General features: G+C 39.6%; 22 protein-coding genes and 1 other RNA gene. 6 read left to right on the top strand and 17 right to left on the bottom strand.

What is annotated here, in order from left to right; all coding sequences use genetic code 11:
• The first annotated feature begins 148 nt into the window (after positions 1 to 148).
• Complete coding sequence (locus EDC37_RS08800; RefSeq protein WP_132550475.1) at positions 149 to 961, top strand: polysaccharide deacetylase family protein; 813 nt, start codon at positions 149 to 151, stop codon at positions 959 to 961.
• A 64-nt stretch (positions 962 to 1025) separates the two neighbouring features.
• Here EDC37_RS08800 and EDC37_RS08795 read toward each other — a convergent pair whose 3' ends face one another.
• On the bottom strand, positions 1026 to 2942 hold the full coding sequence (locus tag EDC37_RS08795; protein WP_132550483.1) for a sigma 54-interacting transcriptional regulator: 1917 nt from the start codon (positions 2940 to 2942) through the stop codon (positions 1026 to 1028).
• Positions 2943 to 3257: 315 nt separating this feature from the next.
• Here EDC37_RS08795 and EDC37_RS08790 point away from each other — a divergent pair, with 315 nt between their 5' ends.
• Positions 3258 to 3590, top strand: a complete 333-nt coding sequence (locus EDC37_RS08790; protein WP_132550473.1) for a hypothetical protein — start codon at positions 3258 to 3260, stop codon at positions 3588 to 3590.
• 241 nt (positions 3591 to 3831) lie between these two features.
• On the opposite strand, the gene dnaX is transcribed toward EDC37_RS08790, so the two are convergent.
• Together dnaX and ffs are read right to left on the bottom strand one after the other, a co-directional pair.
• Positions 3832 to 5607, bottom strand: coding sequence for a DNA polymerase III subunit gamma/tau (gene dnaX / locus EDC37_RS08785; protein ID WP_132550472.1), 1776 nt, complete (start codon positions 5605 to 5607; stop codon positions 3832 to 3834).
• A gap of 13 nt (positions 5608 to 5620) precedes the next feature.
• Positions 5621 to 5884: signal recognition particle sRNA large type (gene ffs / locus EDC37_RS08780), an RNA gene on the bottom strand.
• Between the two features lie 142 nt (positions 5885 to 6026).
• On the opposite strand from ffs, the gene EDC37_RS08775 reads away from it, so the two are divergent.
• Positions 6027 to 6404, top strand: coding sequence for a methylglyoxal synthase (locus tag EDC37_RS08775; RefSeq protein WP_132550471.1), 378 nt, complete (start codon positions 6027 to 6029; stop codon positions 6402 to 6404).
• Positions 6405 to 6451: 47 nt separating this feature from the next.
• Here EDC37_RS08775 and EDC37_RS08770 read toward each other — a convergent pair whose 3' ends face one another.
• From EDC37_RS08770 to EDC37_RS08745, 6 genes are all read right to left on the bottom strand, one after another.
• The gene (locus EDC37_RS08770) at positions 6452 to 7741 is read right to left on the bottom strand and encodes an aspartate aminotransferase family protein (RefSeq protein ID WP_132550470.1); all 1290 of its coding nucleotides are present in this window, start codon (positions 7739 to 7741) and stop codon (positions 6452 to 6454) included.
• A 168-nt stretch (positions 7742 to 7909) separates the two neighbouring features.
• The gene (locus EDC37_RS08765; protein ID WP_132550469.1) at positions 7910 to 9838 is read right to left on the bottom strand and encodes a peptidase U32 family protein; all 1929 of its coding nucleotides are present in this window, start codon (positions 9836 to 9838) and stop codon (positions 7910 to 7912) included.
• Between the two features lie 142 nt (positions 9839 to 9980).
• Positions 9981 to 11198, bottom strand: a complete 1218-nt coding sequence (locus EDC37_RS08760) for an ABC transporter permease (RefSeq protein ID WP_132550468.1) — start codon at positions 11196 to 11198, stop codon at positions 9981 to 9983.
• Positions 11188 to 11886, bottom strand: coding sequence for an ABC transporter ATP-binding protein (locus EDC37_RS08755; protein ID WP_132550466.1), 699 nt, complete (start codon positions 11884 to 11886; stop codon positions 11188 to 11190). Before EDC37_RS08755 ends, EDC37_RS08760 begins: the two co-directional genes overlap by 11 nt.
• Before the next feature lie 91 nt (positions 11887 to 11977).
• Entirely contained in the window at positions 11978 to 13096 is a 1119-nt protein-coding gene (locus EDC37_RS08750; RefSeq protein WP_132550464.1) for an efflux RND transporter periplasmic adaptor subunit, read from the bottom strand.
• A 1-nt stretch (position 13097) separates the two neighbouring features.
• Positions 13098 to 14384: a TolC family protein gene (locus EDC37_RS08745; protein WP_132550462.1), complete on the bottom strand. Its 1287-nt coding sequence runs from the start codon at positions 14382 to 14384 to the stop codon at positions 13098 to 13100.
• 422 nt (positions 14385 to 14806) lie between these two features.
• Between EDC37_RS08745 and serA the strand changes: the two genes are divergently transcribed.
• On the top strand, positions 14807 to 16390 hold the full coding sequence (serA, locus tag EDC37_RS08740) for a phosphoglycerate dehydrogenase (RefSeq protein ID WP_132550460.1): 1584 nt from the start codon (positions 14807 to 14809) through the stop codon (positions 16388 to 16390).
• Positions 16391 to 16654: 264 nt separating this feature from the next.
• Positions 16655 to 17587, top strand: a complete 933-nt coding sequence (gene mdh / locus EDC37_RS08735; RefSeq protein WP_132550458.1) for a malate dehydrogenase — start codon at positions 16655 to 16657, stop codon at positions 17585 to 17587.
• Between the two features lie 61 nt (positions 17588 to 17648).
• Here mdh and EDC37_RS08730 read toward each other — a convergent pair whose 3' ends face one another.
• From EDC37_RS08730 to EDC37_RS08695, 8 genes are all read right to left on the bottom strand, one after another.
• On the bottom strand, positions 17649 to 18836 hold the full coding sequence (locus EDC37_RS08730) for an FtsW/RodA/SpoVE family cell cycle protein (RefSeq protein WP_132550481.1): 1188 nt from the start codon (positions 18834 to 18836) through the stop codon (positions 17649 to 17651).
• A gap of 2 nt (positions 18837 to 18838) precedes the next feature.
• Positions 18839 to 19492, bottom strand: coding sequence for a tRNA (guanosine(46)-N7)-methyltransferase TrmB (gene trmB, locus EDC37_RS08725; RefSeq protein ID WP_132550456.1), 654 nt, complete (start codon positions 19490 to 19492; stop codon positions 18839 to 18841).
• A 145-nt stretch (positions 19493 to 19637) separates the two neighbouring features.
• Positions 19638 to 20321, bottom strand: coding sequence for a uracil-DNA glycosylase (locus EDC37_RS08720; protein ID WP_132550453.1), 684 nt, complete (start codon positions 20319 to 20321; stop codon positions 19638 to 19640).
• Between the two features lie 164 nt (positions 20322 to 20485).
• On the bottom strand, positions 20486 to 21010 hold the full coding sequence (locus tag EDC37_RS08715; protein WP_132550451.1) for a 2-oxoacid:acceptor oxidoreductase family protein: 525 nt from the start codon (positions 21008 to 21010) through the stop codon (positions 20486 to 20488).
• Positions 21007 to 21831 carry a 2-oxoacid:ferredoxin oxidoreductase subunit beta gene (locus EDC37_RS08710; RefSeq protein ID WP_132550449.1) on the bottom strand — a complete coding sequence of 275 codons (825 nt, stop codon included), beginning with the start codon at positions 21829 to 21831 and terminating at the stop codon, positions 21007 to 21009. Before EDC37_RS08710 ends, EDC37_RS08715 begins: the two co-directional genes overlap by 4 nt.
• Positions 21828 to 22976, bottom strand: coding sequence for a 2-oxoacid:acceptor oxidoreductase subunit alpha (locus EDC37_RS08705; protein WP_132550447.1), 1149 nt, complete (start codon positions 22974 to 22976; stop codon positions 21828 to 21830). The genes EDC37_RS08710 and EDC37_RS08705 overlap by 4 nt, the downstream gene beginning before the upstream one ends.
• The gene (locus EDC37_RS08700; protein WP_132550445.1) at positions 22973 to 23173 is read right to left on the bottom strand and encodes a 4Fe-4S binding protein; all 201 of its coding nucleotides are present in this window, start codon (positions 23171 to 23173) and stop codon (positions 22973 to 22975) included. The genes EDC37_RS08705 and EDC37_RS08700 overlap by 4 nt, the downstream gene beginning before the upstream one ends.
• A 189-nt stretch (positions 23174 to 23362) precedes the next feature.
• The gene (locus EDC37_RS08695) at positions 23363 to 25042 is read right to left on the bottom strand and encodes a DUF4127 family protein (protein ID WP_165874489.1); all 1680 of its coding nucleotides are present in this window, start codon (positions 25040 to 25042) and stop codon (positions 23363 to 23365) included.
• 395 nt (positions 25043 to 25437) lie between these two features.
• On the opposite strand from EDC37_RS08695, the gene EDC37_RS08690 reads away from it, so the two are divergent.
• Positions 25438 to 25677 carry a cell division protein ZapA gene (locus EDC37_RS08690; RefSeq protein WP_132550441.1) on the top strand — a complete coding sequence of 80 codons (240 nt, stop codon included), beginning with the start codon at positions 25438 to 25440 and terminating at the stop codon, positions 25675 to 25677.
• The last annotated feature ends 64 nt before the right edge of the window (positions 25678 to 25741 follow it).

Raw genomic sequence — 25741 nt, 5'->3', positions numbered from 1 at the left:
TATACTGCATGGGTGTCGAGCTCCTTTCTGTGATACTTCTCTATAGTAACACAAAAGCTTTCATCTATCACTGACAACTATGCTAACACACAGGGGTTATAATTACTTTTGATAGTTTACCAAATGAGAGGAGTCAGAAGGAAACTAAATGAAATATTCATTGATCAAAAAAATCATTTTATTTATATTCTTATGTTTTATCCCCATTGCTCTTTCCAGCCCGCATGCCCTTACTGAAGGCAGCCAGGAACTCGAAAGCATGGGTCAGGATGGAATTATTGTTTTAAATTATCATAAAATAGACAACATGGATATATCCTTATCCGTTAGACCAGAAGATTTTGACAAGCAAATGGCCTATCTCAAAAACAATAATTACCACATTATTACACCAGATGATTTGTATGATAATCTTGAACATGGCAAAGAACTGCCATCTAATCCTGTCGTAATAACATTTGATGACGGTTATGAAGATAATTATAAAAATGCCTATCCTATTCTCAAAAAATATGGTTTTCCTGCAACTATTTTTGTTGTATCAAGCTTTGTAAGCCAATATCCAAACTACCTGACCTGGGATCAGTGCAGGGAATTAAAGGCAAATGGCATTTCTATCCAGTCACATACGGTTTCCCATAGATCACTCACAGAACTTACAAATGAACAGATAAAAAATGAAATAACAGAATCCAAAAAAAAGATTGATGCAGAATTAGGGCAAGATACTACTTACTTTGCTTATCCAACGGGTACATACAATCTTTATGTAGCACAGATGCTCAAAGATGCCGGTTATCGTGCCGCCTTTACGATAAAATACGGTACGGCAGGAAGTTCGAGTAACATCTTCGCTTTGGAACGCATTCCTGTTTTCCATACAGAAAACACATATAATTCTTTTTGCAAGCGGCTCAATTACATTCCTTTATTTGAAAAACTTGGCTGGATAAAGAGTTGAGCTATTTCATCTTGGCAAACAAAAGAAGGGCAAAGTGATTCCAAATAATCACTTTGCCCTTCTTTTATTTTTCTATACCATATTTTTTTATATAACGATAAAGTGTTACACGGCTTACGCCCAGCAGATTTGCCAAACGGCTGATATTGCCACCGGCTGATTGCCATGCACGCATGAATATATCCTTGTCTTCTTTCCACTTGCTGTCGGGTCTTACATTGCCCATGAGATTTATATTATCCGCAGTGATTATATCACTTTTTACACTAAACACAGCATTTTCTATAACACTTTGCAATTGTTTAATGTTTCCCGGCCAATCATATTGCTTAAGCATGTCCATAGCATCTTCCGTCAGCTTCTTTAAGCCGATTTTGTGTTGGGCTGTCAATTCAGCAATAATACTTTCCGTCAATAAAGGAATATCCTCCCTGCGGCTGCGAAGCGGCGGCAGATGGATAATACTGCGTGATATTATTTCGAACAATTTTTCGTCAAAAAGATTCTTTTCGCAGAGACGGCGCAGATTACCGTCCGAAGAGGCAATTATGCGGACATTAATCGCTCTTTCAACTTCTTCACCAATCCGCCGTATCTTTTTGTTATGAAGAAATTCAGCCAATTTTTCCGCTATCTGTGGAGGCAGCTTTTCGATTTCATCCATCAGCAATGTACCACCGCTGGCTAATTCCAGTTTACCTGGATGGCTGATTTCCCGTCCAATGCGCGCCCCAAACAGTTCCTGTTCCAATAACTCAGGAGTGACATTGCCGCAGTTAATCGAGATAAGCGGCCCATTAACGCGTGCACTGGCCATGTGTATACCGTGGGCAAGACGCTGCTTACCAGTTCCCGGTTCTCCCTGAAGTAAAATATGGGCATCTTTTTTAGCCGCCCGCATAGCACGTTCCTTCATAAGATTACAGGCCGAACTTATGCCGACAATGCTATCAAGGCTGTATTTAGCGGTATAACCTGCCGCATGTGCCACTAACATACGAAGATCTTCAATTGGCATCGTCACAGCAACGACACTACCGATTTCTTCATTGCCATCGTTTTTATTTTCCTTTATAGGCACTACGGTAGTTATATCTTCATATGTTTTCACCTGCGTAGTCCATGTAGCTTCCTGATTTATGCAGGATATGCCTTGAAATCCTTTATAAATAGGCGTGTGTTTATAATTTAAAACCACGTCATTAAGGTTCATCGTCTTTGACTGTTCATCCAAAGCACCGATTCCTGCCAGTCGTGAAGCACCGAGCCTATTGGCATAAGCCACATCACCATTCTTTAGGATATGGTATACAGCAAATGGTGTCGCATCCAGAATAGCTTCCTGTGCCTGCAAAGACATCTTCTGTTTCAAATGTATTTCCATAGCTGTTTTTATGGACATGAGCAAGGATATCACTGCATCTTGTGGCAGCTTATCATAATCCTTAATCAAAACGGTTATGATATAGGCAACTTTCCCACACACAAAGACAGGTGCCGCTCCAGTGTCACAATCATGGTATGCCTTTAGCCAAATTTCTGGTCCGAACATCCAGAAAAGGCTTTTATATTTTGCCGCTATATTGGCACTGAAAGTACCGATGTTTTCCAATTTTAAGTTGGCGCCCTCAATTTTTCTGGAAAGCAACCGATTATATGGTGAGGCATAATTTCTTATGACAGTGCAGTCACTGTCAAGTAATAAAAGACACAAATCATATTCCTGCAAAAAATCTTTTATTCCTGTGGTGAATTCCTGCATATAATCCATAGCTGCCTTATGCTTATTTTGGAGAGCGAGCAGATCTTCTTTGCTTATTTCTGTCAGATCATTAAATTTTTCTGCTTTGACGGCGTATTCTTTACTTTTACGCCATGATTCTGCCACCCAAGGATGGACATTCGGATTAATTTCGCCAGTTTCCATGAATATATTATAGTATTTCGCCAGTTTTTCCCTATTGCGATTCTGTCTTATCATTGTATTATTGCGTCGTATATACAGACGCAAAATGTACACCTCAATTCCTTATGTTATCTGAATTAAAATACATATATATCATATTGTATCAATCATTACTAAAAGTAGCAATCGCTATTTACAAAAAAGCTGTAGCTAAACTGAATAATTAGGAATATATTTATCAGTCATAATCCATTCGGAATGGGCAAATAACTTTAAAGCTACTCCAAAATTTCTAAAATTGTGCTGTAAAAGTGTATAATACCAGCCTGTTAGTCACCGTTTCAAATTTATGTTATAATATATGAAATTGATAAAAAAGGATTGGTGTGGATGGCCCGGTATTCAAAAAAGATTAGCGAAAGAATTGAAAAAGCCAAGGGTTCTACTGCGCCGCCACCGAAAAAGGCAGGAAGAGATATTCTCTTGATAATACTCATAATTATCAACTTTGTCTTTTTAGTGCTCGGTTGGCCGCAATTGATAAATATTGACAAAGGTATCTATATTCTGTTGGAAGGAGCTTTGTTATCCATATATGCACAGCGTCATGCGGATTTAAATGAGAAAACCAGTGAATATGTAAAGTATTTGAGCTTTATATTTATGGGACTGGCATTTGCTTTGTTTATCTACAGTGTTTATACGCGCTATATAGCCGCATAAGCTTTGCCTTACTTAATAAATACAGCAAAATAATATTACGGCATGAAGGTTTTATTACTAAACCATCGGTTTGCTTTACTATGAACATTTCGTATAATAACAACCGATAATTGCCTAATGGCTTCTTTAGGGTTGTACGATAATAGCACTTTATTATCTACAGCCCTTTTTTTGTTTAAATTTTTAACCCAACATTAAAAGCAGGGATTTTCTGCCCGCTGGACAATCCCCGCTTTCGCAATTAATGCTCTTCATTTTCTTCTATGATATTATCACCAAAAATATTTACAGCTTTTTGCAGTCTTTGCTTCTCTTCTGTGCTCAAATTATTTTCAGCCGCTGGTGCGACCGTTTTTTTAGTGGCTGTTCCATTAGAAGGTGAATTTTTCTCAGACGGTGGCAACGGCGGTAAACTTGCCTGTGCCATCGTACAAACAAGATTTATCTGCCTGCCCGTTTTGGTTAACAAAATTCCTTCTATCAGACTCTTATAGTCAGCCTTTTCCGTTCTTGCCTTGAGAAATGGTGCTTTAAAGCTGAGGACTAACTGATCATTCTGCAATTCACAAACCTGCGCTTTTTCCACACAGGCCAACGCAGGAATTTTATGCTGTTCCTTCAAAGCAGTAAGCACTGCTTGCCAAACCGCCTGTGCATCTTTAAGTTCCTTTGGTGAAGGGGGTACATTGTTATGCGAAGGCAAAGGCTGCTGTGCAGCTGAACCTGCTTTTGCAACACTAGGGCTTGCCGGAGAAGCAGGATACGGCTTTTGTCCCCCACCGCTATTTGCAGTCGTACGTATCGGCTTAGCAGCAACCGGAACCGCTGTATGGCTGGCATTCTTTAATTCATAGATTACATTTTCCAGATGTGAAATCTTTTGCGCCATTGCCTGCAACTGGGTATATTCAGCTGACTGCCCCTTTGGTAAAACTACTTCATGCGGAGAGCATAGACGCAACAATGCCATTTCAACAGTCACCCGCGGCTGGGGAGACCAGCGTATTTGGTTAAGTGCCTCATATACAGCATCAATCATTGCCGTCAACTGCTCATGCTTAAAAGCTGAAGACTGCCTAGCAAGGACAGAAATATCTTCCTGGTAATCAGACGGGGCTTCACCGGCAGCTTTATAAATCATAAGGGAACGCCAATGAAATGCCAATTCGGTTAAAAGCTGGCTTATAGCCTTGCCTGTTGCCAAAATTTCTTCAATATAATGCAAAATTTCCTGTGGTTTATTACTGATGATAGAATCTGTTATCTTGCTAATATATTCATAGCCAACGATGCCCAGAATATTGCGAACATTTTCTGCTGTCAGCTTTTCCGCAGACAAAGATGTACATTGGTCAAGCAGACTCAATGCATCACGCATCCCACCATCTGCATGAATTGCTATGAGGGAAAGTGCGTCATCTTCTGCTTCAATATTGATAGCAGCAGCTATTTTTTTCAACTGTTTTTTTATATCACTATTAGTTATTCTCTTAAAATCATATCTTTGGCAGCGGGATTGGATGGTTGCCGGCACTTTTTGTATTTCCGTAGTGGCTAAAATAAATACTACATGTTCTGGTGGTTCCTCTAATGTCTTTAACAATGCATTAAATGCTTCAGCCGTAAGCATATGCACTTCATCAATTATATATACTTTATATTTGCCATCTGCCGGGGCAAACTTCACAGTTTCCCGTAAATCCCGTATTTCATCAATACCGCGATTGGAAGCCGCATCTATTTCATATACATCCATAAATGTATTGTTATTTATTTTCTGGCAACAACTACATTTATTGCAGGGTTTAGCCGTAGGTCCATGTTCGCAATTAAGTGCCTTGGCAAGAATTTTAGCCGTACTTGTCTTTCCTGTACCACGTGGGCCGGAAAATAAATACGCATGGCCAATTTTACCTATTTTTATCGCTTGTGCCAGAGTATGGCTGATATGATCCTGCCCTACCAGATCAGCAAAGTCTTTTGGGCGCCACTTACGATATAGCGCTACATAAGACATAAATCAATCATCCTCTCCTAAAACAATAAGAAAAACAGCTTCTCAAATCAGACTACGGCGCTCAGGCACCCTTACGGCACATGGAGGCGATCACTTACCGCTGCTTCCTTCCGGACCTGACGGGGTTCATGAATCTCCATTGCGTAAGACCCAAGCGCCGCAGTCTCACCTGAGAAACTGCTTTTGCTCACTTATTTTATCATAACTTCTACTTTGTTGCAACAATATATATATTCGTGTTTACCAAATTAGATAAATAGTCTATACTATAAAGAGAAATTTTTATACCGACAGTGAAATAATTTATAACAAAAATAGTTTTTTTAAACGATATTTCCATTTATGTAAGTCTATCATAAATTGTTGTTAATAAAAGCAAAAAAATAATAAAAATTTGAGAAAGCCGGTGCTGCTGTATTATGGAAACTATTGCATTAATAGCCCATGACCAAAAAAAAGACGAGATGTTGGATTTTGTTAATAACCACAAAGCATTATTGGAGAAATTCCACCTTGTCGCCACACGTACTACAGGAATGCTGATAAACGAAAAATATCACCTTAATGTCGAAACACTGATGTCAGGGCCTTTAGGCGGTGATCAACAGATTGGTGCTCTTGTAGCTACAGGAAAAATTAATTACGTCATATTTTTACGCGACCCACTAAATGCCCAGCCACATGAACCAGATATCAACGCTTTGTTGCGAATTTGCGATGTACATAACGTCCCACTTGCCACTAACCGCAAAAGTGCGCACATTCTCTTAAAATATGTTTCCTCAAAAATGGAATAAAAATTGGTCTTCCAAGTGTTTAATTAATACTTGGAAGACCAATTTTTTTATTCATACTTTTTAATTGCGCTTTCCAGCGCTTCCAGCATATTGTTTATATCATTTTCATTTATAACTAGTGGTGGCTGAAAAGCAAGCACATTTCTCGCTATGCCGTTTTTACCGATAATAAAACCATCATCTTTCATTTGTTCAACTATTTTATCCAGTTTATCAGCAGCAGGGCTCTTGTCTTTATTTACCAATTCAGCCCCTACCATAAGTCCTAATCCCCGGACATCACCGATAAGCGGATGGTTTCTTTGGATATCCTGCAAGCCCTTTTTCAGTTGGGCGCCTCTTTGTCTGGCATTTTCCATCAAATTATGTTCAGTAATGTATTTAACCACTGCTATGCCAGCAGCTGTTGATACAGGATTACCACCAAGCGTCGAGGCACCAGGTTTTACATATATATCCGCTATTTCCGGTCTGGCAATAAAGGCACTTATCGGTGCTCCATTGCCAAGTGCTTTAGCCATAGTCATTATATCTGGCGTTGTATCAAAATTTTCAATAGCAAACATTTTACCAGTACGCGCGAAGCCCGTTTGCACTTCATCAACAATAAGTAAAATATGGTGTTTTGCCAAAATTTCCTTAACGCGTTTAAAATAGCCTTTAGGCGGCACAATTATGCCACCATTGCCTTGTATCGGTTCAGCGATAAAAGCCGCTACTTTATCGGCAGTAGCATAACTGATTATATCTTCCAGCATGTTAGCGCATTCAAGATCGCATTCTGGATAATGTTTTTTTAATGGACAACGGTAACAGTTAGGGTTTGGTGCAAAATGTATTCCTCCTACTGGATGCGGATCAGTACGCCACATACTTATCCCCGTCAGACTCATTGTCAATTTTGTGCGTCCGTGCAAACCATGGCGCAGACCGATAAATTCATTGTTTCCCGTATATAACTGGGCAAGCAGTAAAGCACCTTCATTAGCTTCTGTACCAGTAGAGCAAAAAAAAGATTTTTGCAAAGTTCCCGGTGTTATCTGTGCTAGTTTTTCTGCCAGATTAACAAAATTTTCGGTGAGATATATATTGCAAACATGTTGTAAATCATTCACCTGCGCACATACAGCTTTGGTGATTTCCGGATTGCAATGGCCGCAGTTGATAACCGATACACCGGCAAAAAGGTCAAGGTATTCTTTACCGGTACTGTCGTAAAGATATTGCATTCTTCCTTTGACGAATTCCGGCGGATTTTGGTAGAAGTGGCCTAGACAAGGCATTATGTATTTTTTCTTTTTTGCTAGTATTTCCTTCGGACCGATATAATTTGTCATGAAACAATCTCCCATTCGAATATTTCGTAATAATAATGTACTTAAAAGAAGATCTTTAAAATAAAAGCAGACAGCAGTATAAAACTGCTCCTGCCGGGTTGATTGGGAGCTTCCTAAATATACGTGCGGATAAATAATATATTTTCAAAACTATGAAATAATATTTTCTTATTTTGAAACTTCGTAACGATATACGCCGCTGCCTATTTTACGCGGTCCCGTTTGTGCGATCTCTTCCAATATTTCATGAATGTTATAAGCACTATAAGCATCAATCAGCTGGCGGTAAATATTCACCAATCTGCCTGTATATTCAGGAGTGTAATCCTGCGCCTCAATACAAACCGATGCTGCTCCTACTAAACTTGGCAAATATGCCAGCAGGCAAAGATCATGCGCGAAAAGGATGCGATTACTATCATATTGGGTACGTCTTATAGAATGGATTTCGTTTGCGGCATCAATAAAAGCATAATGTTTTTTAAAAGCAGCCGGATCAGAAAGCTGGCTTTTACCCGTTTCTTCTGCAATAAAATCAAAATCACAGATCATCGCTTCGATTGAACCATGTACAACCACCTCAATAGGCAGTGTACTATTATGGATAAGCTCTAGCACCTGTTTATGCGGCAGTTCAAGGGAAGCTGCTGCTTGCACTGCACCCTCGCTTTTTAACAAGGCAGCTGTATTACAATTGAAAAGGCTGAAAGAAGTGCCACAATATATTGGTAATTTGGTGATTTTCTTCGCCAATAAGAAAGCACCCATATTATGGACAAGAATACCGTCTGGATTGACCTCTCCCAGATTGGTAAATAACTGTTCCAATTCACTTAATTCACGTGTACGCGTTATGCGCGGTGTCGATATTACCAACTTGCAGCCGGCGCCAGCCGTAATCTTTCTAGCCTGAATGAGATCATCAAGCGTCCATGGTACCAAAGGCTGATATACATCTCCGCCCGCATACACTATATCAGCGCCATTGGCACAGGCTTCTTTTAAATGCTGCAAGGAAGCACAACGTACAGCTAGTTTAGGTTTATTCTGCTGTGGTGTTTTGACAGGCGTGTCTACTTTATATTCCAAAGCAGCCTCTGGAACTGCTTTGCTAAAAAAGCGCGGTTCATTTTTGCCAGTAAGGCCTATATCTTTATATGTCGGCTTATTTATGGCAAAACAGGTAGAAAAACCCCTTACTTTGCTATCATAAAGCTGCTGCCAATCATCTTCATTTATACTATAGCCTGTTGGATCTGCAATATAACGATCAATGGCATGGCGATAAATACTCACAAGCCGACTGACAAAAGCAGCATCGCGCATACGTCCTTCAATTTTAAAGGAATATACGCCAGATTGGATCAATTCCGGCAGAGCGCGATACATACACATATCTTTTAATGCCATTTTATAGGAAAATGGCTGTTTTTCTATAAATTCTGGATCAGCCAGTTTTGCTTCTTCCCCAAATTTATACTGCCAGCGGCAGGCTTTCATGCAACGCCCGCGGTTACTGCTATTGCCAAACACGACTCCCGAATGTAAGCACTGTCCGCCTTCTGCAATACACATATCACCGTGCACAAAATATTCCAGTTCAATGCCTGTTTTTTGTTTTAAAAGACGTATTTCGCTAAGGCTCATTTCACGGCTTGCCACTACACGGCTGATACCATATTGGCGAAATTTTTCGATCATGAGTGCATTATGGGTATTCATCATTATTGATGAATGCAGATTAAGGTTAAGATGCAGTTTCTTGACTATTTCTACCACAGCCAGATCTTGGACAATAAGGGCATCCGGCTTAATATCACGGTCAAGGCATTGGAGATAATCAATAAGTTGGGGGACTTCATCATCACTGATGAGATTATTCAGGGTTATATACAGGTTCACACCATGCGCATGACTATACTCCACAGCTTTTTGCAAAGTTGCATTGTCAAAGTTAAAATCATCACGAAACATACGCATGTTAAATGCCTTGCCGCCCATATAGACTGCATCAGCCCCCGCGTGTATGGCCGCTTCCAGTGTATTCCACTGGCCGACAGGCGCTAAGAGTTCAACAGATTTTTTATTCAGTAACATAGAGTGTAAATTACCATCCTCACTAAAATTATTTCATAGATTTCCTAAAAATAAATATCTATTTATATTAATACATGAATCTATTTATAATAATTATACAATATTCTAATAAAAAATACATACAGTTTTAGTAAGTTTTTTATTATTCATAGCGCAGCGCTTCAATCGGATCCAATTTTGCAGCCTTTCTGGCAGGGTAAATACCAAAGAATAAACCGATGCCAACAGAGAAGAAAAAGGAAAGCAATATTGGCTCCAACGTAATAACTGTATTAAAACCACCGAATTGCGCAATAGCCATTGCCGAGGCGCAGCCGATGATAATACCGACCAAACCGCCGAGAACGCTGACGACAATCGACTCGATGAGGAACTGCATCATTATATTATTGAAGGTGGCACCCAAAGCCTTCCGTATCCCAATCTCCCGCGTTCGCTCTGTTACCGATACCATCATTATATTCATAATCCCTATGCCGCCTACCACCAAAGAGATAGCAGCTATACTGCCTAGCAGCAAGGTTATCATAGTCGTAGTACTGGTCATCGTTTCCATTATACTAGTGAGGTTATTGACCTGAAAATCATCATCAGCAGGATTTTTTATACGGTGTCGCTGCCGCAGCAATGTTTCTATTTCTGCTTGGACTTGGTCTATCTTATCAGCAGAAGACACCTGTACATTTATTGTCCTTATGCTTGTCAAGGCCATCAAACGTTCCATTGCTGTAGTAATTGGAATCAGGACACAGTCATCCTGGTCCTGCCCCATCGCGGATTGCCCCTTATTGTCCAAGACACCAATTATCTTATAGGGATCATTATTGATACGTATATTTTTACCTACCGGATTTGTACTACCAAACAAATTAGAGGCTACCGTGGCGCCAATTACGGCCACACGTGTGCGCGTATTAATATCATTATCCGAGATAAAAGAACCACTATTGACAGTAAGCGACCGGATTGACATATACTCGTAAGTGATCCCATATACTGTGGTATTCCAGTTCTGGTTGCCGTTGACGACCTGATATGCTTTTTGTACACTCGGAGCAACGTAATCAATATTTTTGATTTTTTTCTTTATCGCATCCGAATCGTCAAGCTTTAAATTTTCACCACTACCGGCTGCCTGACGTACCCCATTTACACGTGGAGCACCCGCCTGCACGATAAGCATATTGCTGCCGAGACTGGATATCGAATCTTGTACCTTTTTTCTGACGCCCATACCAATGGACACCATCGCAATTACTGCGCCGACACCGATAATAATGCCAAGCATAGTAAGTATCGAACGTAATTTATTAGAATACAAAGCTTTTAAAGCTATGATGACACTCTCATTAAACAACATCCATTTTTTCCCCCTTGCCGGCGTCGCGTGTTATTACTCCATCACGCACTAACAACTGCCTTGATGCGCAGGTAGCAATCTCAGGTTCATGCGTGACCAAAATAATGGTCTTTCCCTGCTCATGCAGATCAATAAAAATATTCATAATCTCTTTTGTTGATTTTGTATCAAGATTGCCTGTAGGTTCATCTGCCATGATTATACTGGGATCATTTACCAGTGCCCGAGCTATTGCCACTCTCTGCCGTTGCCCACCTGAAAGCTCATTTGGTTGATGGTCGGCACGTGTATCAAGGCCGACTGCTTTCAAGTAATGATACGCGCGTTCCATTCTTTCCTTGCGTCCAATTCCGGCGTAAACGAGTGGTAACGCTACATTATCCAATGCACTTATACGTGACAGCAAATTAAAATTCTGAAAAACAAACCCAATTTTTTTATTGCGTGTCTTGGCCAGATCGTCATCGCTGAGATGCGCTACTTCTTTACCGTCAAGCTTATATGAACCGACGGTAGGCCGATCAAGGCAGCCTAAAATATTCATAAGTGTAGATTTACCAGAACCTGAAGGTCCCATCAATGCGGCAAATTCACCCTTCTTAATATTTAAATTTATACCGTTTAAAGCTGCTACCTCTTGGGTGCCGATCTGATATATTTTTTTTATTCCCTCAAGGCGGATCGTCATATAATACCTGCTTTCTTAATTCAAATAAATTTATTAGCGAAGCTTTAATTAATTTAGATAATAAAGCTCCGCTTCATTTCAAATTGTTTTTTTAAAAGGGTGAGCCGCCTCTTTTAGAAGGTGCGCTGCCAGTTGTTTTTGGTGCTGCATACTCTATAGAAACCTTTTCGCCCTCATTGAGACCACTGGTGATTTCTACATATTCGTCACTGTATATTCCCGTTTCGACATAACGATTTTCCGTAGTGTTATCATCATTGACCACAATGACATATGAACCGTTGCTATCTGTTTTTAACGCCGCAAGCGGTACTGCGATAGCATCACTTTTATCATCAGTAGTTATTTCAACACGCGCTGTCATTGCCGGTTTCAGCAAATTGTCAGGATCATCAACGTCCAAGGTTACATAGTAATATATGACCGCTGTGGAAGTCGAGGAAGAAGTACTATCAGATGAAGTATCCCAGCTATTGCTCACATCAGTTTGGGAAATTTTTGCTACTTTTCCCGTAAAGGTCTTATCCGTATAAGCATCAACCGTAAACGATACCGGCTGTCCGACCAATATATGGCCGATATCTGTTTCATCTACCTTAGCCAATATCTGTTTTTGGGACAGATCGGCAATACGCATTATTACCGTCGGATTGTTGGTGCCTTGAGCTGCCATTGTGCCCGGTGTCTTTGGTTCACCGACAACCACACCGTCCATAGGCGCTGTTATGATAGTTTCATTAAGGTCTGATCTTGTGACTTCCATATCACTTTTAGCCGTTTCATAATTATATTCGGCATCTTCATATTCCTCTTTAGATTTGGCCCCTATTGAATATAAATATTTGGCGCGGTTATATTTGGAAAGTGTATTGCCAACTGTTTCCTGTGCTTTAATCAGCTCATTTTCCAAATCCTTACCATCCAGTACAGCTACAGTCTGTCCTGCTGTTACAGTATCATTTTCCTTTACGAGCACACTTTGTATACGTGCTGTTATCTTTGAACTTACTTCTACTGCTTCCAACGGTTTAATAGTTCCTGTTGCCGATACAGTAGATTTTAGTTCCATTTTTTGGACAGTGTAAGTTTCTCCTATTGGCGTTGCCGCTTTTTTTGATTGATAATTTTCCCAATATTTATAGCCTGCGAAACCGAGTACAGCTACTATCGCTATTATTGCCGCTATTTTTATGACAGCTTTTCTTTTCATTTCAGATATTCTCCTCATCAAGCCCCATGGCGTTTTCTACTTCTGCCTTATACCGGGCATAGTCATACTGGGCACTTATATGATTTATTCTAGCAGTGGATAAGGCCAGCTGTGCATCAATGATATCAAGAATGATACCTTCTCCCACTCTGTATTTTTCCTGTGCTATGAATAAATCTTCTTTAGCTTGATCGACAGAAGTCTGTGTTAGATTAAATCTCTTTTCTGCATCACGCATATTTAAGTACGCTTGCCGTACTTCAACATCTATAGAATCCTTTTGCTGCTGGAGTGTCAGTTCTGCTTGATCAAGTCCTGCTTCGGCCGCATTTACATTTGCCTTTGTCAAGCCATTGTCGAAAACATCCCAGTTTGCAGATACGCCGACAGTGTAAGAATGGTCTTTTTCACTGGGAAGCGGCTGCTTACTCCAATCCGTACCAACGGAGGCATTAACAGTAGGTTTATAATCGGCTTTTGCCAATTCTACATTTTTCTTAGCTATTTCGTAATCCAATTCTGTCTGTTTTAAATCTTTACGATTTTCCGCAGCATATGACAAACAATAGTCAAGTTCCATATCAAACGGAATATATCTAAAATCGTCTGTCAGATAAAGAGGTTCATTTTTATCCATCTTAAGAATATTTTTCAAATTTAATTGGTCTATAACCAGCGTATTTTGTGCGCTAATCAAAGACTGCTTGGCATCTGCCAAAGCAACTTCTGAACGCAGCAAATCAGATTTTGCTACACTTCCGGCTGAATACAACTGTTGGACGTTCTGTAAATGTTTATCATAATTATCCACGGATTCCTGATCAACATCGATATTTTTCTGATCTTCCAAAATATCATAATATGTTTTTACTGTATTGTAAGTTATGTTTTCAGCAGTCCGCTGTGTATTAAGTTTACTCTGTTCTAGTGCTTGTTCTTTTATATTAGTATTTAATTTGTTCTTTCCTGCAGTGTACAAGGGATAGCTTGCAGATATACTGGTACTGTTGCTACGTTCAAAATCACGATCTACACCATCAGATATTCCATCAGATATAGAAGAACTGCTGCCAAGAGAGACAGTCACGCCTGATTGGGCTTTAGTTGCCGCAAGATTTGCTTCAGCTTGATTTTCTTTTGTGGAAGCTATTTTTATATCCAGGTTATTTTGCAATGCCATCGCTATGGCATCGTTCACAGAAAGACTGGCACAAAAACCAATTGTCTCCTGAAAAAATAGCAACGTAAATGTTAAAGCTGAAATACTTTTCTTTACTTTTCTATTCATAATGCTCCTTCTCTGATATGAGATTAAATCTTTTATCTTATTTTCATCAAATATCGCGAATTATTATAGCAGATATTTGTGTCTTATAATAGGCAAATAATAGGCAAAAAAAATTTTCCTGTTAAATTTTATGCATAATAAGGCATAATAAGATAATTTTATAACATAAATTTAAAATCTATTATAGCATAACTTATAATAGCGCACGGATAAACAATAGCGTTCATACTTGTGTTTTTTACTGTCTAATTTACTGTAAACAAAATATATTTTAAACAAAAATCTTTTCATATTCGACATATAAGTAAAATTTTTACTTGACGCATATAATATTGATAAACTAAAATACTTAAGTGTATACTTATTTACATATAAATATAAAAGTAAATTTTTATTTCACAAAAGGGAGACTGGATATTATAATGAAAGTTTTAGTTGCTGACGGTGTATCGCCAAAAGCAGTTGACATATTGCAAGGCGATTTCGATGTAGTTGTCAAAGACAAGTTACCAGCGGAAGAATTACTAAAGATAATACCGGAATTTGATGGAATTATTGTTCGCAGTGCCTCCAAAGTAACAAAAGAAGTTATTAGCAAGGCGGCAAAACTGAAAGTCATCGGCCGCGCAGGTGTCGGTACCGATAACATAGATATTACGGCTGCCACTGAACGTGGCATTATCGTGCTCAACGCACCTGAAGGAAATACGATTGCAGCTACTGAACATACCATGGCCATGATGCTTTCCATGAGCCGTATGATTCCTATTGCCAACGAAACACTGCATAAAGGTGAATGGAACAGAAAAAAATATGTCGGCGTTGAACTGCGTGGCAAGACATTGGGAATTATCGGCTTGGGCCGTATAGGTTCCGGCGTGGCCAAAAGAGCGATGGCTTTTGATATGAACATCATCGCTTATGATCCTTATTTGAACGAAGACCGGGCACAAGCCTTAGGTGTGAAAACAGGTTCTTTGGGCGATGTCATAAAAAATGCAGATTTCATAACTGTGCATATGCCTTTGACGCCGCAGACAAAAGACATGTTGAACAAAGATAATATTGCCCAGATGAAAAAAGGTGTAAGACTTGTAAATTGCGCCCGCGGTGGTATTATCAATGAAGCTGACTTAGCTGCTGCCTTGAAATCAGGACAGGTTGCTGCGGCAGCGATTGATGTATTTACATCAGAACCATTATCACCGGACAACCCCCTTGCTTCTGCTCCTAACATCGTCTTAACCCCTCATCTTGGTGCTTCAACCGTTGAAGCCCAGATTGGTGTTGCGATAGATGCTTCGCACGGCGTAGCTGCTGCCTTGAAAGGTGAACCAGTTTCTACCGCTGTTAATATGGCACCTGTTTCCGCTGAAACGATGGGCAAGATCAGACCGTACCTGGCCCTGTCAGAAAGACTGGGCTGCACAGTACAGTCTTTATCGGACGGCCCTATCCAAAGCTTAACAGTACAATATAATGGCGAAATTGCCGACATAGACACGAAAATGATGACTATAGCTGTCATAAAGGGGATGCTCAATCCTATTTTGCAGACAGCGGTCAATTATGTAAATGCCCCTTCAATGGCAAAACAGCGCAACATAAAAATACAGGAAATCAAAAATAAAGATGTCGCTAATTTTGCTAACCTTATAACCGTAACTTTAAAAACACCGACGGGAGAACAATCTGTCCAAGGAACACTCTTTGGCACAGAAGGACGCATCGTCGCTATAAATCAGCATCGTGTAGATGTTGACCCGCATGCCAGAATCTTAATTTGCCCGCATATTAACCGCCCCGGCATGATAGGTCTGGTTGGTTCACTGCTGGCTAAATACAACATAAACATCTCCGGTATGCAGGTAGGTAAAACATCTATTGCCGGCACCAGCATAATGGTATTGACAATAGATGATGATATTACACAGGATATAATCGACCAAGTTTCTAAAATAGATGGTATCTTTGATGCCAAATTAGTAAATTTCTATACGATTTAAGTTTCCCAGCATAATAAGACTGTCTCTGGCGATCAGGGGCAGTCTTATTTTTTACGGTATAATTTAAGTTACGTACATAGATAAAATCATCTTTGAAGATAAAGTAGATGACTTATATTTATAAAATTTTTTTATATTTTTTATAAATATATTATATGTTATTTTTATTGTTTAATAAACAAAGCGCTTTACTTATAACTACTATTGTATTATACTTTTAGTAAGGCTGAATTTAAATCCCAAAATTTGAGGAGGACTCTTAATATGAAGATTTCTGTTATTGGCGCTGGTAACGTAGGTGCTACCGCTGCTAACGTATTGGCTTTAAAAAACTTTGCTGATGAAGTTGTATTACTTGACATCAAAGAAGGCGTTGCTGAAGGTAAAGCAATGGACATGATGCAGACTGCAAAAATGATGCATATTGATACAAGAATCGTCGGCGTCACTAATGATTATTCCAAAACTGAAAACTCTAACATAGTTATAATAACATCTGGTATTCCTCGTAAACCTGGTATGAGTCGTACTGACCTTATCGGTGTTAACTCCAAGATTGTGAAATCCGTTATGGATGAAGCTTTAAAGCATTCACCTAACGCTATTTTCATTATTATTTCCAACCCTGTAGATACGCTCACATATCTTGCACTGAAAAACAGCGGTCTGCCGCGTGAACGCGTAATCGGCATGAGCGGACTCTTAGACGGAAGCCGTTTTGAATACTATTTAGCAAAAGCTATTGGCTGTCCAGTAGGCGATGTTGATGCTATGGTTATTGGTGCTCATGGTGATTTGATGGTTCCTCTTACACGTTCAGCTACCTACAAAGGTGTTCCTGTAACTGAATATCTCTCAGCAGAAAAACTTGCTGAAATCGAACATGCTACACAGGTTGGTGGTGGTACACTTACTAAGTTACTGGGTACATCTGCATGGTATGCTCCTGGTACTACAGCAGCTACAATAGCAGAAGCAATAGCTAAAGATACAGGAAAAACTCTATCTTGCATTGCTTTACTTGACGGTGAATATGGTGAAAAAGATGTTTGCGCCGGTGTTCCTGTCGTTCTCGGTAAAAACGGTGTTAAAAAGATTCTTGAACTGCCTCTTAACGCAAAAGAAAAGGCAATGTTCCAAAGCAGTGTAGACAGCGCTAAAGATACTAACGCAAAATTAAAAGACGCTTTGAAATAAAATATATTACCCAAAAAAGAGCAGCGCTGCGGCGCTGCTCTTTTTTGTAGTATAATTTTATTCATTTTAATCTATGCAGTGGCTTGCGTCGTGAAAATACAGGAGCCGCCTTTACTATAACGGTATCATTTAACTGCTTTTGCGAAGATGAATTCTTGGTATATCTGCCAATATTAATTAAAACACCAATGCTTGCCATATTCAAAATGAGCGATGTGCCACCATAACTTATAAAAGGAAGAGGTACACCAACAACGGGCAACAAACCAATTACCATATATAAATTAGCCACTGCCTGACCGACAATGAGCAGCATAATACCGCAGGCCAACATTTTACCGAAACCCTCACTGGCATGTTTGGCTATTTTTCCACAGTACATCGCCAACATAGCATAGAGGAAAAAGACAAATATTACTGCGAGCAAACCATTTTCCTGACTGAAAACTGCAAAAGCAAAATCTGTATGTGCTTCCGGTAAATAAGAATATTTGCTGACACCCTTGCCAAGCCCCATTCCCCAAAAACCACCAGAACCAATAGCCGATAATGATTGCACAGTCTGATAACCAAACCCCTGTGCTTGCGACCAAGGATCATACCAGCTTTTTATACGGTCAAGCCGATATGATTGGAAAGTGACAAGGAGAATAAAAAGGGCTGCGAGACCAAGTGCAGCATAGCTTATCCATTTTGTTTTCATACCTGCTATAAAATGCAGCAGCACTGGTATGCCGCCAATAAGAACAGCCGTCCCCATATCAGGTTCAAGTTCCACCAATGCTGCCATAAATACAGCCATACCAAACGTTCTGTTTGCCAACGAAATAGAACGTTTTTTATCAATTTTTGCCCCTAAAAAAGACGCTGTCATAATGATACAGACGATTTTTGCAATTTCCGATGGCTGATACTGCATAAAGCCAAGGCCTATCCATCTCTTGGCACCATTGACACTCACGCCTGTGATCAATACCAATATGAGCGAAAGTATCGTAAAGCCCAGTAAAAAAGGAACAAATGTACGCAACCTGTGATAATCAAAATTCACCGCGCATAAAAAAACAACAATACCTACTGCAATACTTATCAAATGCCTGATAAGGAAGAAATATGGATTGTCAAAATTCATTTCCGCTGTTATAAAACTAGCACTGAAAACGTTTATAGTGCCAATTATCATGAGCACCAGCATAATCATGAAGACGGCTTCCATATCATTAAGCCAAAATTTTTTCTTTGCTGACATATTCAAGGGAATGTGACCTCGCAACGATTAATTTTCTCACCAAATCCACTGAATTTCTCTTCATATTCTGTCATAAAGTCCTCCCGGAGACAGCCTTCTGCATGAAGATCATAAGTAACCGCTTTTATCTTACAACCGGCTTCGGCAAACTGTTCAAGTGAAAAATCAAATAACGGCCTATTATCTGTCTTAAAAAACAGTTCCCCGTCTGGAGATAATAGCTTACGATATTTTTCCAAAAAAGATATATGGGTCAACCGCCTCTTGGCATGCCTTTTTTTGGGCCATGGGTCACAGAAATTTATGTAAAATCTTTTTACCTCACCAGCAGCAAATAAATCTTCTATACTATTTATGTCAAAAACAGCAAAACGGACATTTTTTAAATTTGCCGCAGCTGTCTTTTGTGCTGCATAATAAATGATATCCTGTTGGAGTTCAATTCCGAGAAAATTAATTTCCGGATGTTTCAAGGCCGCCTGATTGATAAAGCGCCCTTTGCCCGTACCCAGCTCGACATAAAGCGGTGCTTTAGTTGGAAACAGTTCAGACCATTTTCCTTTTAAAGTTGCCGGCTCAAATGCATCTTTCAAAAATACAAAATCTTTAAATTCCAGAATAGCATCCGCTATCCATGGCCTTCTACGTAATCGCAAAAAAAGTTCTCCTTTATTTTTATAATATATAATGCCAAACGGCTATGCTATGAAAAATGTTTTGCAGCAATAATTCTTGTCCTATTATACATTAGATTTAACTAATTTATGCGGATTCTTCACAAAATTCACCGCCATAAACAATTTATTCAGCAGGTAAATCTGGAATTTGCCAGTCAATAGGTGTTTGTCCTGTGCTGCGCAGAAAATCATTCACCTTTGAAAAAGGCCTACTGCCGAAAAATCCATGGGATGCGGATAAAGGACTAGGGTGTGCTGATTCTACTATAAAATGCTGCGGGTTTGTGATCATTACTTTTTTACGCCGCGCAGGGCCACCCCAAAGGATAAAAGCAACCGGCTTTTCCCGTTCATTTAAAAGAGAAATCACCTTGTCTGTAAAGGTTTCCCAACCGATCCCCTTATGTGAATTAGCCTGATGTTCACGGACGGTTAAAACAGTATTTAAAAGCAGTACACCTTGTTCCGCCCACGTTTTTAAGCAACCGTTATTGGGTATTTTACAACCGAGGTCTTCCTGTAATTCCTTGAATATATTTACAAGTGACGGCGGTGCTTTCACACCCGGTTTTACAGAAAAGCTTAGCCCATGTGCCTGTCCTGGGCCGTGGTATGGATCCTGTCCCAGAATAACGACTTTGCACTCATGATAACTCGTGTAATGCAAGGCATTGAAAATATCGTACATACTCGGATAGATAATTTTTGTCTTGTATTCTTCTTTTAAAAAATCTCTGAGCTTTAAATAATAGTCCTCTTTCAGTTCAGCTGCCAGATATTCATTCCAGTCATTTTTAAAAATCTGCATAATTACCGCTACTCCTAATAAGCTTTAATTACTATTATTATATATAAAAATTAAAGATGTAACAAGTACCGCCATATTCTTATGCCTAAAGAAGGCACGGACCGAAATTGGCCCGTGCCTTCTTTAGGTGATCTATATATTATGGAAACGAATAAAAATATAATTCAGACAGCATCATAACCTAGTTTTAATGCTTTTATATTTTGTTCTATTGTATGCGGTGGTACACGCTTTTTTACGGATGCTTCTGCACTTGCAAAAGAAATGAGCTTAGAAAGTTTAACCAACACACCCAATGCTACGATGTTTGTAAATAACATTTTGCCAACCTGTTCGGAAGCAATACGTGTGACCGGTACCTTTATCACATTAGGAAAATCTGGAATATCCGGTACAAGATCTTCGTCTACAACTAAAAGTCCTGTTTTTTCATCAAGATCTTTATAATATTTATCGGCAGCCTTCTGGGTTAAAGATAAGACAATATCCGGTTTTATAATTTTCGGATGATATATTGGCTTATCGTCAATAATTACTTCTGCTTTTGAGGCACCACCACGTGCTTCAGGTCCATAGGACTGTGATTGGACTACTTGTCTGCCTTCGCTCATGGCAGCTTCAGCAAAAATAATGGCGGCGGTGATAACGCCTTGTCCGCCAGACCCGGATAAACGCAATTGTTTCATTATTTTCTGCCCCCTTGTGCAAGCTCAATAACTTCACGATAAGCTTTTGTATATTCAACAGTTTGCTGTTCATGAAATACACCTATGGGGAATTTGTCCGTTCTTTTATCTTCTGGCAGCTTATCCCATGCTGCTTTCATTACCGCATTATCTCTCATCCATTTCATCATTTCTGATGGATCTGGCATTTTGTTTTTGCGGCCATAGGCAGTCGGACACTGAACTAATGCTTCAATAAAGGAAAATCCTTTGCAGGCTATACCTTCTGCTATCATACTGGTCAGATGCTGAACATGGAATGCCGTACTGCGTGCAACATAGGAAGCACCCGCCGCCTGTGCCAATTTACAGGCATCAAAAGGACGATCCACGCTGCCGTAAGGAGCTGTCGTTGCCTTTTTATGCAATGGTGTCATCGGTGAAGCCTGTCCACCAGTCATGCCGTAAATAGTATTGTTGAACAATACCACGGTGAGATCTATATTACGGCGCGCCCCATGGATGAAATGGTTGCCGCCTATGGCGGTGCAATCTCCATCACCAGTTATGACAATGACGTTCAACTCTGGATTAGCGAGCTTTATACCTGTAGCAAAAGGAATAGCACGGCCGTGCGCGGTATGCAGGGTATCAAAATCCATATAGCCAGAGGCTCTGGACGAGCAGCCTATGCCTGAGACGATAATAGTTTTGTCACGCGGCAGTTTTTGTTTTTCTACAGCCAAGACAATTGCCTTCATTGCTATACCGTTGCCACAGCCAGGGCACCAGATATGGGGCAGGCGATTTTGCCGAAAATATTTTTCATAAGTACGTTCTTTCATAAAATTCTGCCCCCTTCAAGATTTTCAATTGCTTTTAATATTTCACTTGGCGTAAATATTTCTGTATTGTACTTAGCGAGCAGTTTTACCGGACATTTTCCGGCAGCAGCTCTTTCTACTTCATATTTTAACTGACCATAATTAAGTTCTGGCACCAGAATGCCCTTTAATTTTTCGGCATTTCTGCGGATTACTTTATCAGCGAATGGCCAGATTGTCATCAAGCGTATCATCCCGACTTTAATTCCTTTTTCCCGTGCCTGGCGTACTGCTTCATAAGCAGTACGGGCAACACCACCATAGGAAAGCACTGCATATTCCGCATCATCCATAAAGAATTCATCATAATGGGTTATTTCATCTTGGGCAATGGCAATTTTCTTATGCAGCCTATCAATGAATTCTTCCGTCACAGCCGGACTGCCTGACGGGAATCCAGTATAATCATGGACAAGTCCCGTAACATGTATATGATAGCCAGTGCCAAAATCAGCAGGATTAGGGACGAGGTCTTTTTCAGGTGCATATGGTTCATAGCCCTGGGCACGTGTCTTAGAAGGCCGGCGGCGCGGATAAATATTAAGCTCGTCACTTTTCGGCAATTCTATGTTTTCTCTTAGATGACCAACTATTTCATCCATCAGCAAAATTACAGGTGTGCGAAATCTTTCTGCATAATTGACAGCCATCACGGTAGCATCGAAAGTTTCCCTGACAGTCCATGGTGAAAGGGCAATCATCGGGTGGTCACCGTGTGTCCCCCAGCGAGCCTGCATAACATCACCTTGCGCAGGTGAAGTCGGTTGCCCGGTAGAAGGGCCTACTCTTTGGACATTTACAATGACTACCGGTATTTCCGCACAGGCAGCATAACCGATCAGTTCCTGTTTGAGAGAAAATCCCGGCCCGGAAGTGGCCGTTAAAACTTTTTTACCAGCAAGGGAAGCTCCCAGCACTACTCCCATACCACCTATTTCATCTTCCATTTGCACAAAACAACCATCTACAGAAGGCAATACCTTAGCCATTGTTTCTGCTATTTCCGTGGAAGGTGTTATCGGGTAGCCACCAAAAAATCTTACACCGGCTGCGATAGCGCCGGCTGCACAGGCTTCATTTCCCTGCATTAATTTCATATTGTTCATGCGCTCACCTTCTTATCCACAAAAATTGCATAATCGGGACAACGCAGCTCACATTGTCCACAAGCGATACAGGCATCGGCATGAACGACACTACAGTGCCCCAAAGTATCTAAGCCAAGTACCTTTTTAGGGCAAAAAGATACACAAATGCCACATCCTTTGCAACGTTCAGACTTTAATAATATTTCTGTACTCATAGAGCTTCCTCCCTAACTCACCAGCGTTTTATCCGGAAAAGCCAATTTATAAAATATTTTGCGGCATTGAAAATGAAATCATCCGGATGAGATCAAGAACCCAATCAATAAGTCATAAACTATATTATAGAGAGTATTGTTCTTTTTGACAACACTCAATAAATAGAAGTTATATTATCTTGTCATACATCATTTCATAATGTTCATGCTGAAATTTACATCAGTATATATTTCAAAAGTTCTCGGCCACGGGAAAAACGCATTTACATTTATATCCTGTAAATAAATTCTTTGGAGTCCATCAGGAGTCTGTAACGTAATTGGGCTGCGTGAAGCCTTACTGTGCGTAAATTTAGCAAGCTGCCTTTGCAGTGAATCAGCCAGCATCCGATTTGCCCAAAGATAATTATTGTCCATATTCAAATCGCTCACATTGTCTATTCCCGCTTTGCGTAAAGCTGTATTGACTGCATCTACTGTCCCCTTTAAGTAAAAATAATCTTCAACAAAGTGGTCATAAAGAATAGTTAGATTATTATACGTCAAGCGTAATACAGCATCAGTGCTATAACTATCCTCAGCAGCCTGACAGTATATCGACGCTTGGGAGACAGCTGTACCAATGGAATTACTGGCAGTATTCCAACCTGAATAAGCCGTCAACTGATTGACCGGCACATCATTTTGCAGCAGTACCGGAAGTAATGTTTCCTCCGCCGAAAAATGCTTACTCAGATCAACTATGGCAACTTTTTTTCCAGCTGCAAGCCAATTATTTACTCTTTTTGCACCTAAAAGGCGTGTAGACAAATTTTTACTGTTGCCGATATGTACGTATAAAATAAAATCTGCTGCTTCAGGTGATTGGACAATCTGCCCGCCTGTCATCGCTATCTTCTCGCTGACAATCTGCCCAACAGGAGCAGCCATATACGGCAAGATGGCCTGTGCAGAGGCAGTTTCATTATATGCCACAAATACTTTCGGCGCATAATTTTGTTGCTTGAAAAGCTGTGCCATATTGAATAAGAGCGACATACCGACCTCATCTGCACCATGTGTTATAGTGACGGTATTAGCATCAAGCTGCTTTGCCGCCGTATAACGCTGCAAATTTCTGCGTTCCATATTGGGAATACCGTATTTTTCGCCATCATCCTGGCCAATTACTAATTTCGTTAAAACTTTGTCTGCAGCTAGATTAATCAGTTTTTTATTCAGCTCCAGATTTCTGTTATATAAATCTATATATTGTTCCAGATGTTCCTCGGGGATTTTAGCACGCAGCTTTTCAATTTTCAACAGATCCTTTTCTTCATAAAACCGACTGAATCTATCTGTCAACCTTGAATACTGCATAAGGTTTTTTATATCTTTTACCGAATCAATATTTGATGGTGGTGTTATACGTGGCAATATATTAAAAGCATAGATTGGTAGCTGGGGATTTTGGCTGCGTATATCTACCAATGTCTGCCATAGTGAATTTTCCTCAGTATCTTTCCCAAATGACTGGCGCGATGCCAATAAGCCTCCATATAAAAGTTGGTCGACAGAAATAATGATGCCGTCCGCTGAAGGCGCATTCATTTGCAGCCATGCCTGTAATTTTTTCGTGTTTCCCGGTTCGGTATAATAGTCCATGATATCCGGTGGTGGTGTTATCACTTCGATATCAGCCATTTTGCCGGCATCAACTACAAATTTAGCGCAGGGAGGACGACTGTCTAAGGGTATGAGTAGAATATGCTTTGTGTATTTTGGTGTTATAGTAACTTTTTTGCCAAGCGGTTGGACCAAGTAAAATTGCTGGACAAAAATAGCAATAATTATTGTTATTGAAATAAAAAAAACACTTCGTTTGTACAAAATTATACATCCTTTTTGTATATTTTATATCGATCAAGATTTACAAATTAATATGTCTGTTGATACAGGGTAATCATTCTGATTTCCTATTATTATATAAAATTACTTAAAATGTCAAATATGTTTGTAATATTTAACCTGTAATAAAAAAATTTACGAATTAATAAAATAACATATGAGAAGATGTACATTTGGTAAAAAATGTGCTAAAACATAAATAGTAATATTAACGTAATAAAGATTTAATCAAATTATACAATACTATGAAAATTGAAATTGCTGACAATAGCATAACAAAGAGAAAATAATGGGTGATTTTCCCTGTATCCTTGCATATTTAACTATCTTTTGATAAAATCAATAAGGGAAAACCCTATATATAACAGGTGATATGTATGGAAAACAAGTTGACAATAGATATTTACGGAGAACAATATCCTATAAAAGGTGACGTTGACATTGAATATATGAAAGAATTAGCTGATGTAGTTGATACTAAAATGCGAGAATTGGTGAAGAAGAACCAATACCTGCCAATCCAGCGCATAGGCGTGCTTACGGCACTGCACTTGGCTGACGATTATTTTCGTTTAAAAAAAGATTATGATGATCTGATTAAACTGCTTGATAAATAAAATCTGGAAGCATAAAAGCGGTATGGTTTTCCATGCCGTTTATTTTTGTTTGCACAGTGGTGCT

Origin of the sequence: Pectinatus cerevisiiphilus, from assembly GCF_004341685.1 — a bacterium.
Classification (GTDB): Bacteria; Bacillota; Negativicutes; order Selenomonadales; family Selenomonadaceae; genus Pectinatus; species Pectinatus cerevisiiphilus.
This window is presented reverse-complemented; position numbering and strand designations above follow the sequence as displayed.

Bases quoted from the DNA above. Each gene is read 5' to 3' on its own strand.
- EDC37_RS08795 (WP_132550483.1), bottom strand. From the start codon at position 2,942: ATGATAAGACAGAATCGCAATAGGGAAAAACTGGCGAAATACTATAAT.
- EDC37_RS08720 (WP_132550453.1), bottom strand. From the start codon at position 20,321: ATGCAGATTTTTAAAAATGACTGGAATGAATATCTGGCAGCTGAACTG.
- dnaX (WP_132550472.1), bottom strand. From the start codon at position 5,607: ATGTCTTATGTAGCGCTATATCGTAAGTGGCGCCCAAAAGACTTTGCT.
- EDC37_RS08690 (WP_132550441.1), top strand. From the start codon at position 25,438: ATGGAAAACAAGTTGACAATAGATATTTACGGAGAACAATATCCTATA.
- EDC37_RS08755 (WP_132550466.1), bottom strand. From the start codon at position 11,886: ATGACGATCCGCCTTGAGGGAATAAAAAAAATATATCAGATCGGCACC.
- EDC37_RS08710 (WP_132550449.1), bottom strand. From the start codon at position 21,831: ATGAAAGAACGTACTTATGAAAAATATTTTCGGCAAAATCGCCTGCCC.
- EDC37_RS08800 (WP_132550475.1), top strand. From the start codon at position 149: ATGAAATATTCATTGATCAAAAAAATCATTTTATTTATATTCTTATGT.
- mdh (WP_132550458.1), top strand. From the start codon at position 16,655: ATGAAGATTTCTGTTATTGGCGCTGGTAACGTAGGTGCTACCGCTGCT.
- serA (WP_132550460.1), top strand. From the start codon at position 14,807: ATGAAAGTTTTAGTTGCTGACGGTGTATCGCCAAAAGCAGTTGACATA.
- EDC37_RS08765 (WP_132550469.1), bottom strand. From the start codon at position 9,838: ATGTTACTGAATAAAAAATCTGTTGAACTCTTAGCGCCTGTCGGCCAG.
- EDC37_RS08700 (WP_132550445.1), bottom strand. From the start codon at position 23,173: ATGAGTACAGAAATATTATTAAAGTCTGAACGTTGCAAAGGATGTGGC.
- EDC37_RS08770 (WP_132550470.1), bottom strand. From the start codon at position 7,741: ATGACAAATTATATCGGTCCGAAGGAAATACTAGCAAAAAAGAAAAAA.
- EDC37_RS08790 (WP_132550473.1), top strand. From the start codon at position 3,258: ATGGCCCGGTATTCAAAAAAGATTAGCGAAAGAATTGAAAAAGCCAAG.
- EDC37_RS08750 (WP_132550464.1), bottom strand. From the start codon at position 13,096: ATGAAAAGAAAAGCTGTCATAAAAATAGCGGCAATAATAGCGATAGTA.
- EDC37_RS08705 (WP_132550447.1), bottom strand. From the start codon at position 22,976: ATGAACAATATGAAATTAATGCAGGGAAATGAAGCCTGTGCAGCCGGC.
- EDC37_RS08760 (WP_132550468.1), bottom strand. From the start codon at position 11,198: ATGTTGTTTAATGAGAGTGTCATCATAGCTTTAAAAGCTTTGTATTCT.
- EDC37_RS08745 (WP_132550462.1), bottom strand. From the start codon at position 14,384: ATGAATAGAAAAGTAAAGAAAAGTATTTCAGCTTTAACATTTACGTTG.
- EDC37_RS08730 (WP_132550481.1), bottom strand. From the start codon at position 18,836: ATGTCAGCAAAGAAAAAATTTTGGCTTAATGATATGGAAGCCGTCTTC.
- EDC37_RS08775 (WP_132550471.1), top strand. From the start codon at position 6,027: ATGGAAACTATTGCATTAATAGCCCATGACCAAAAAAAAGACGAGATG.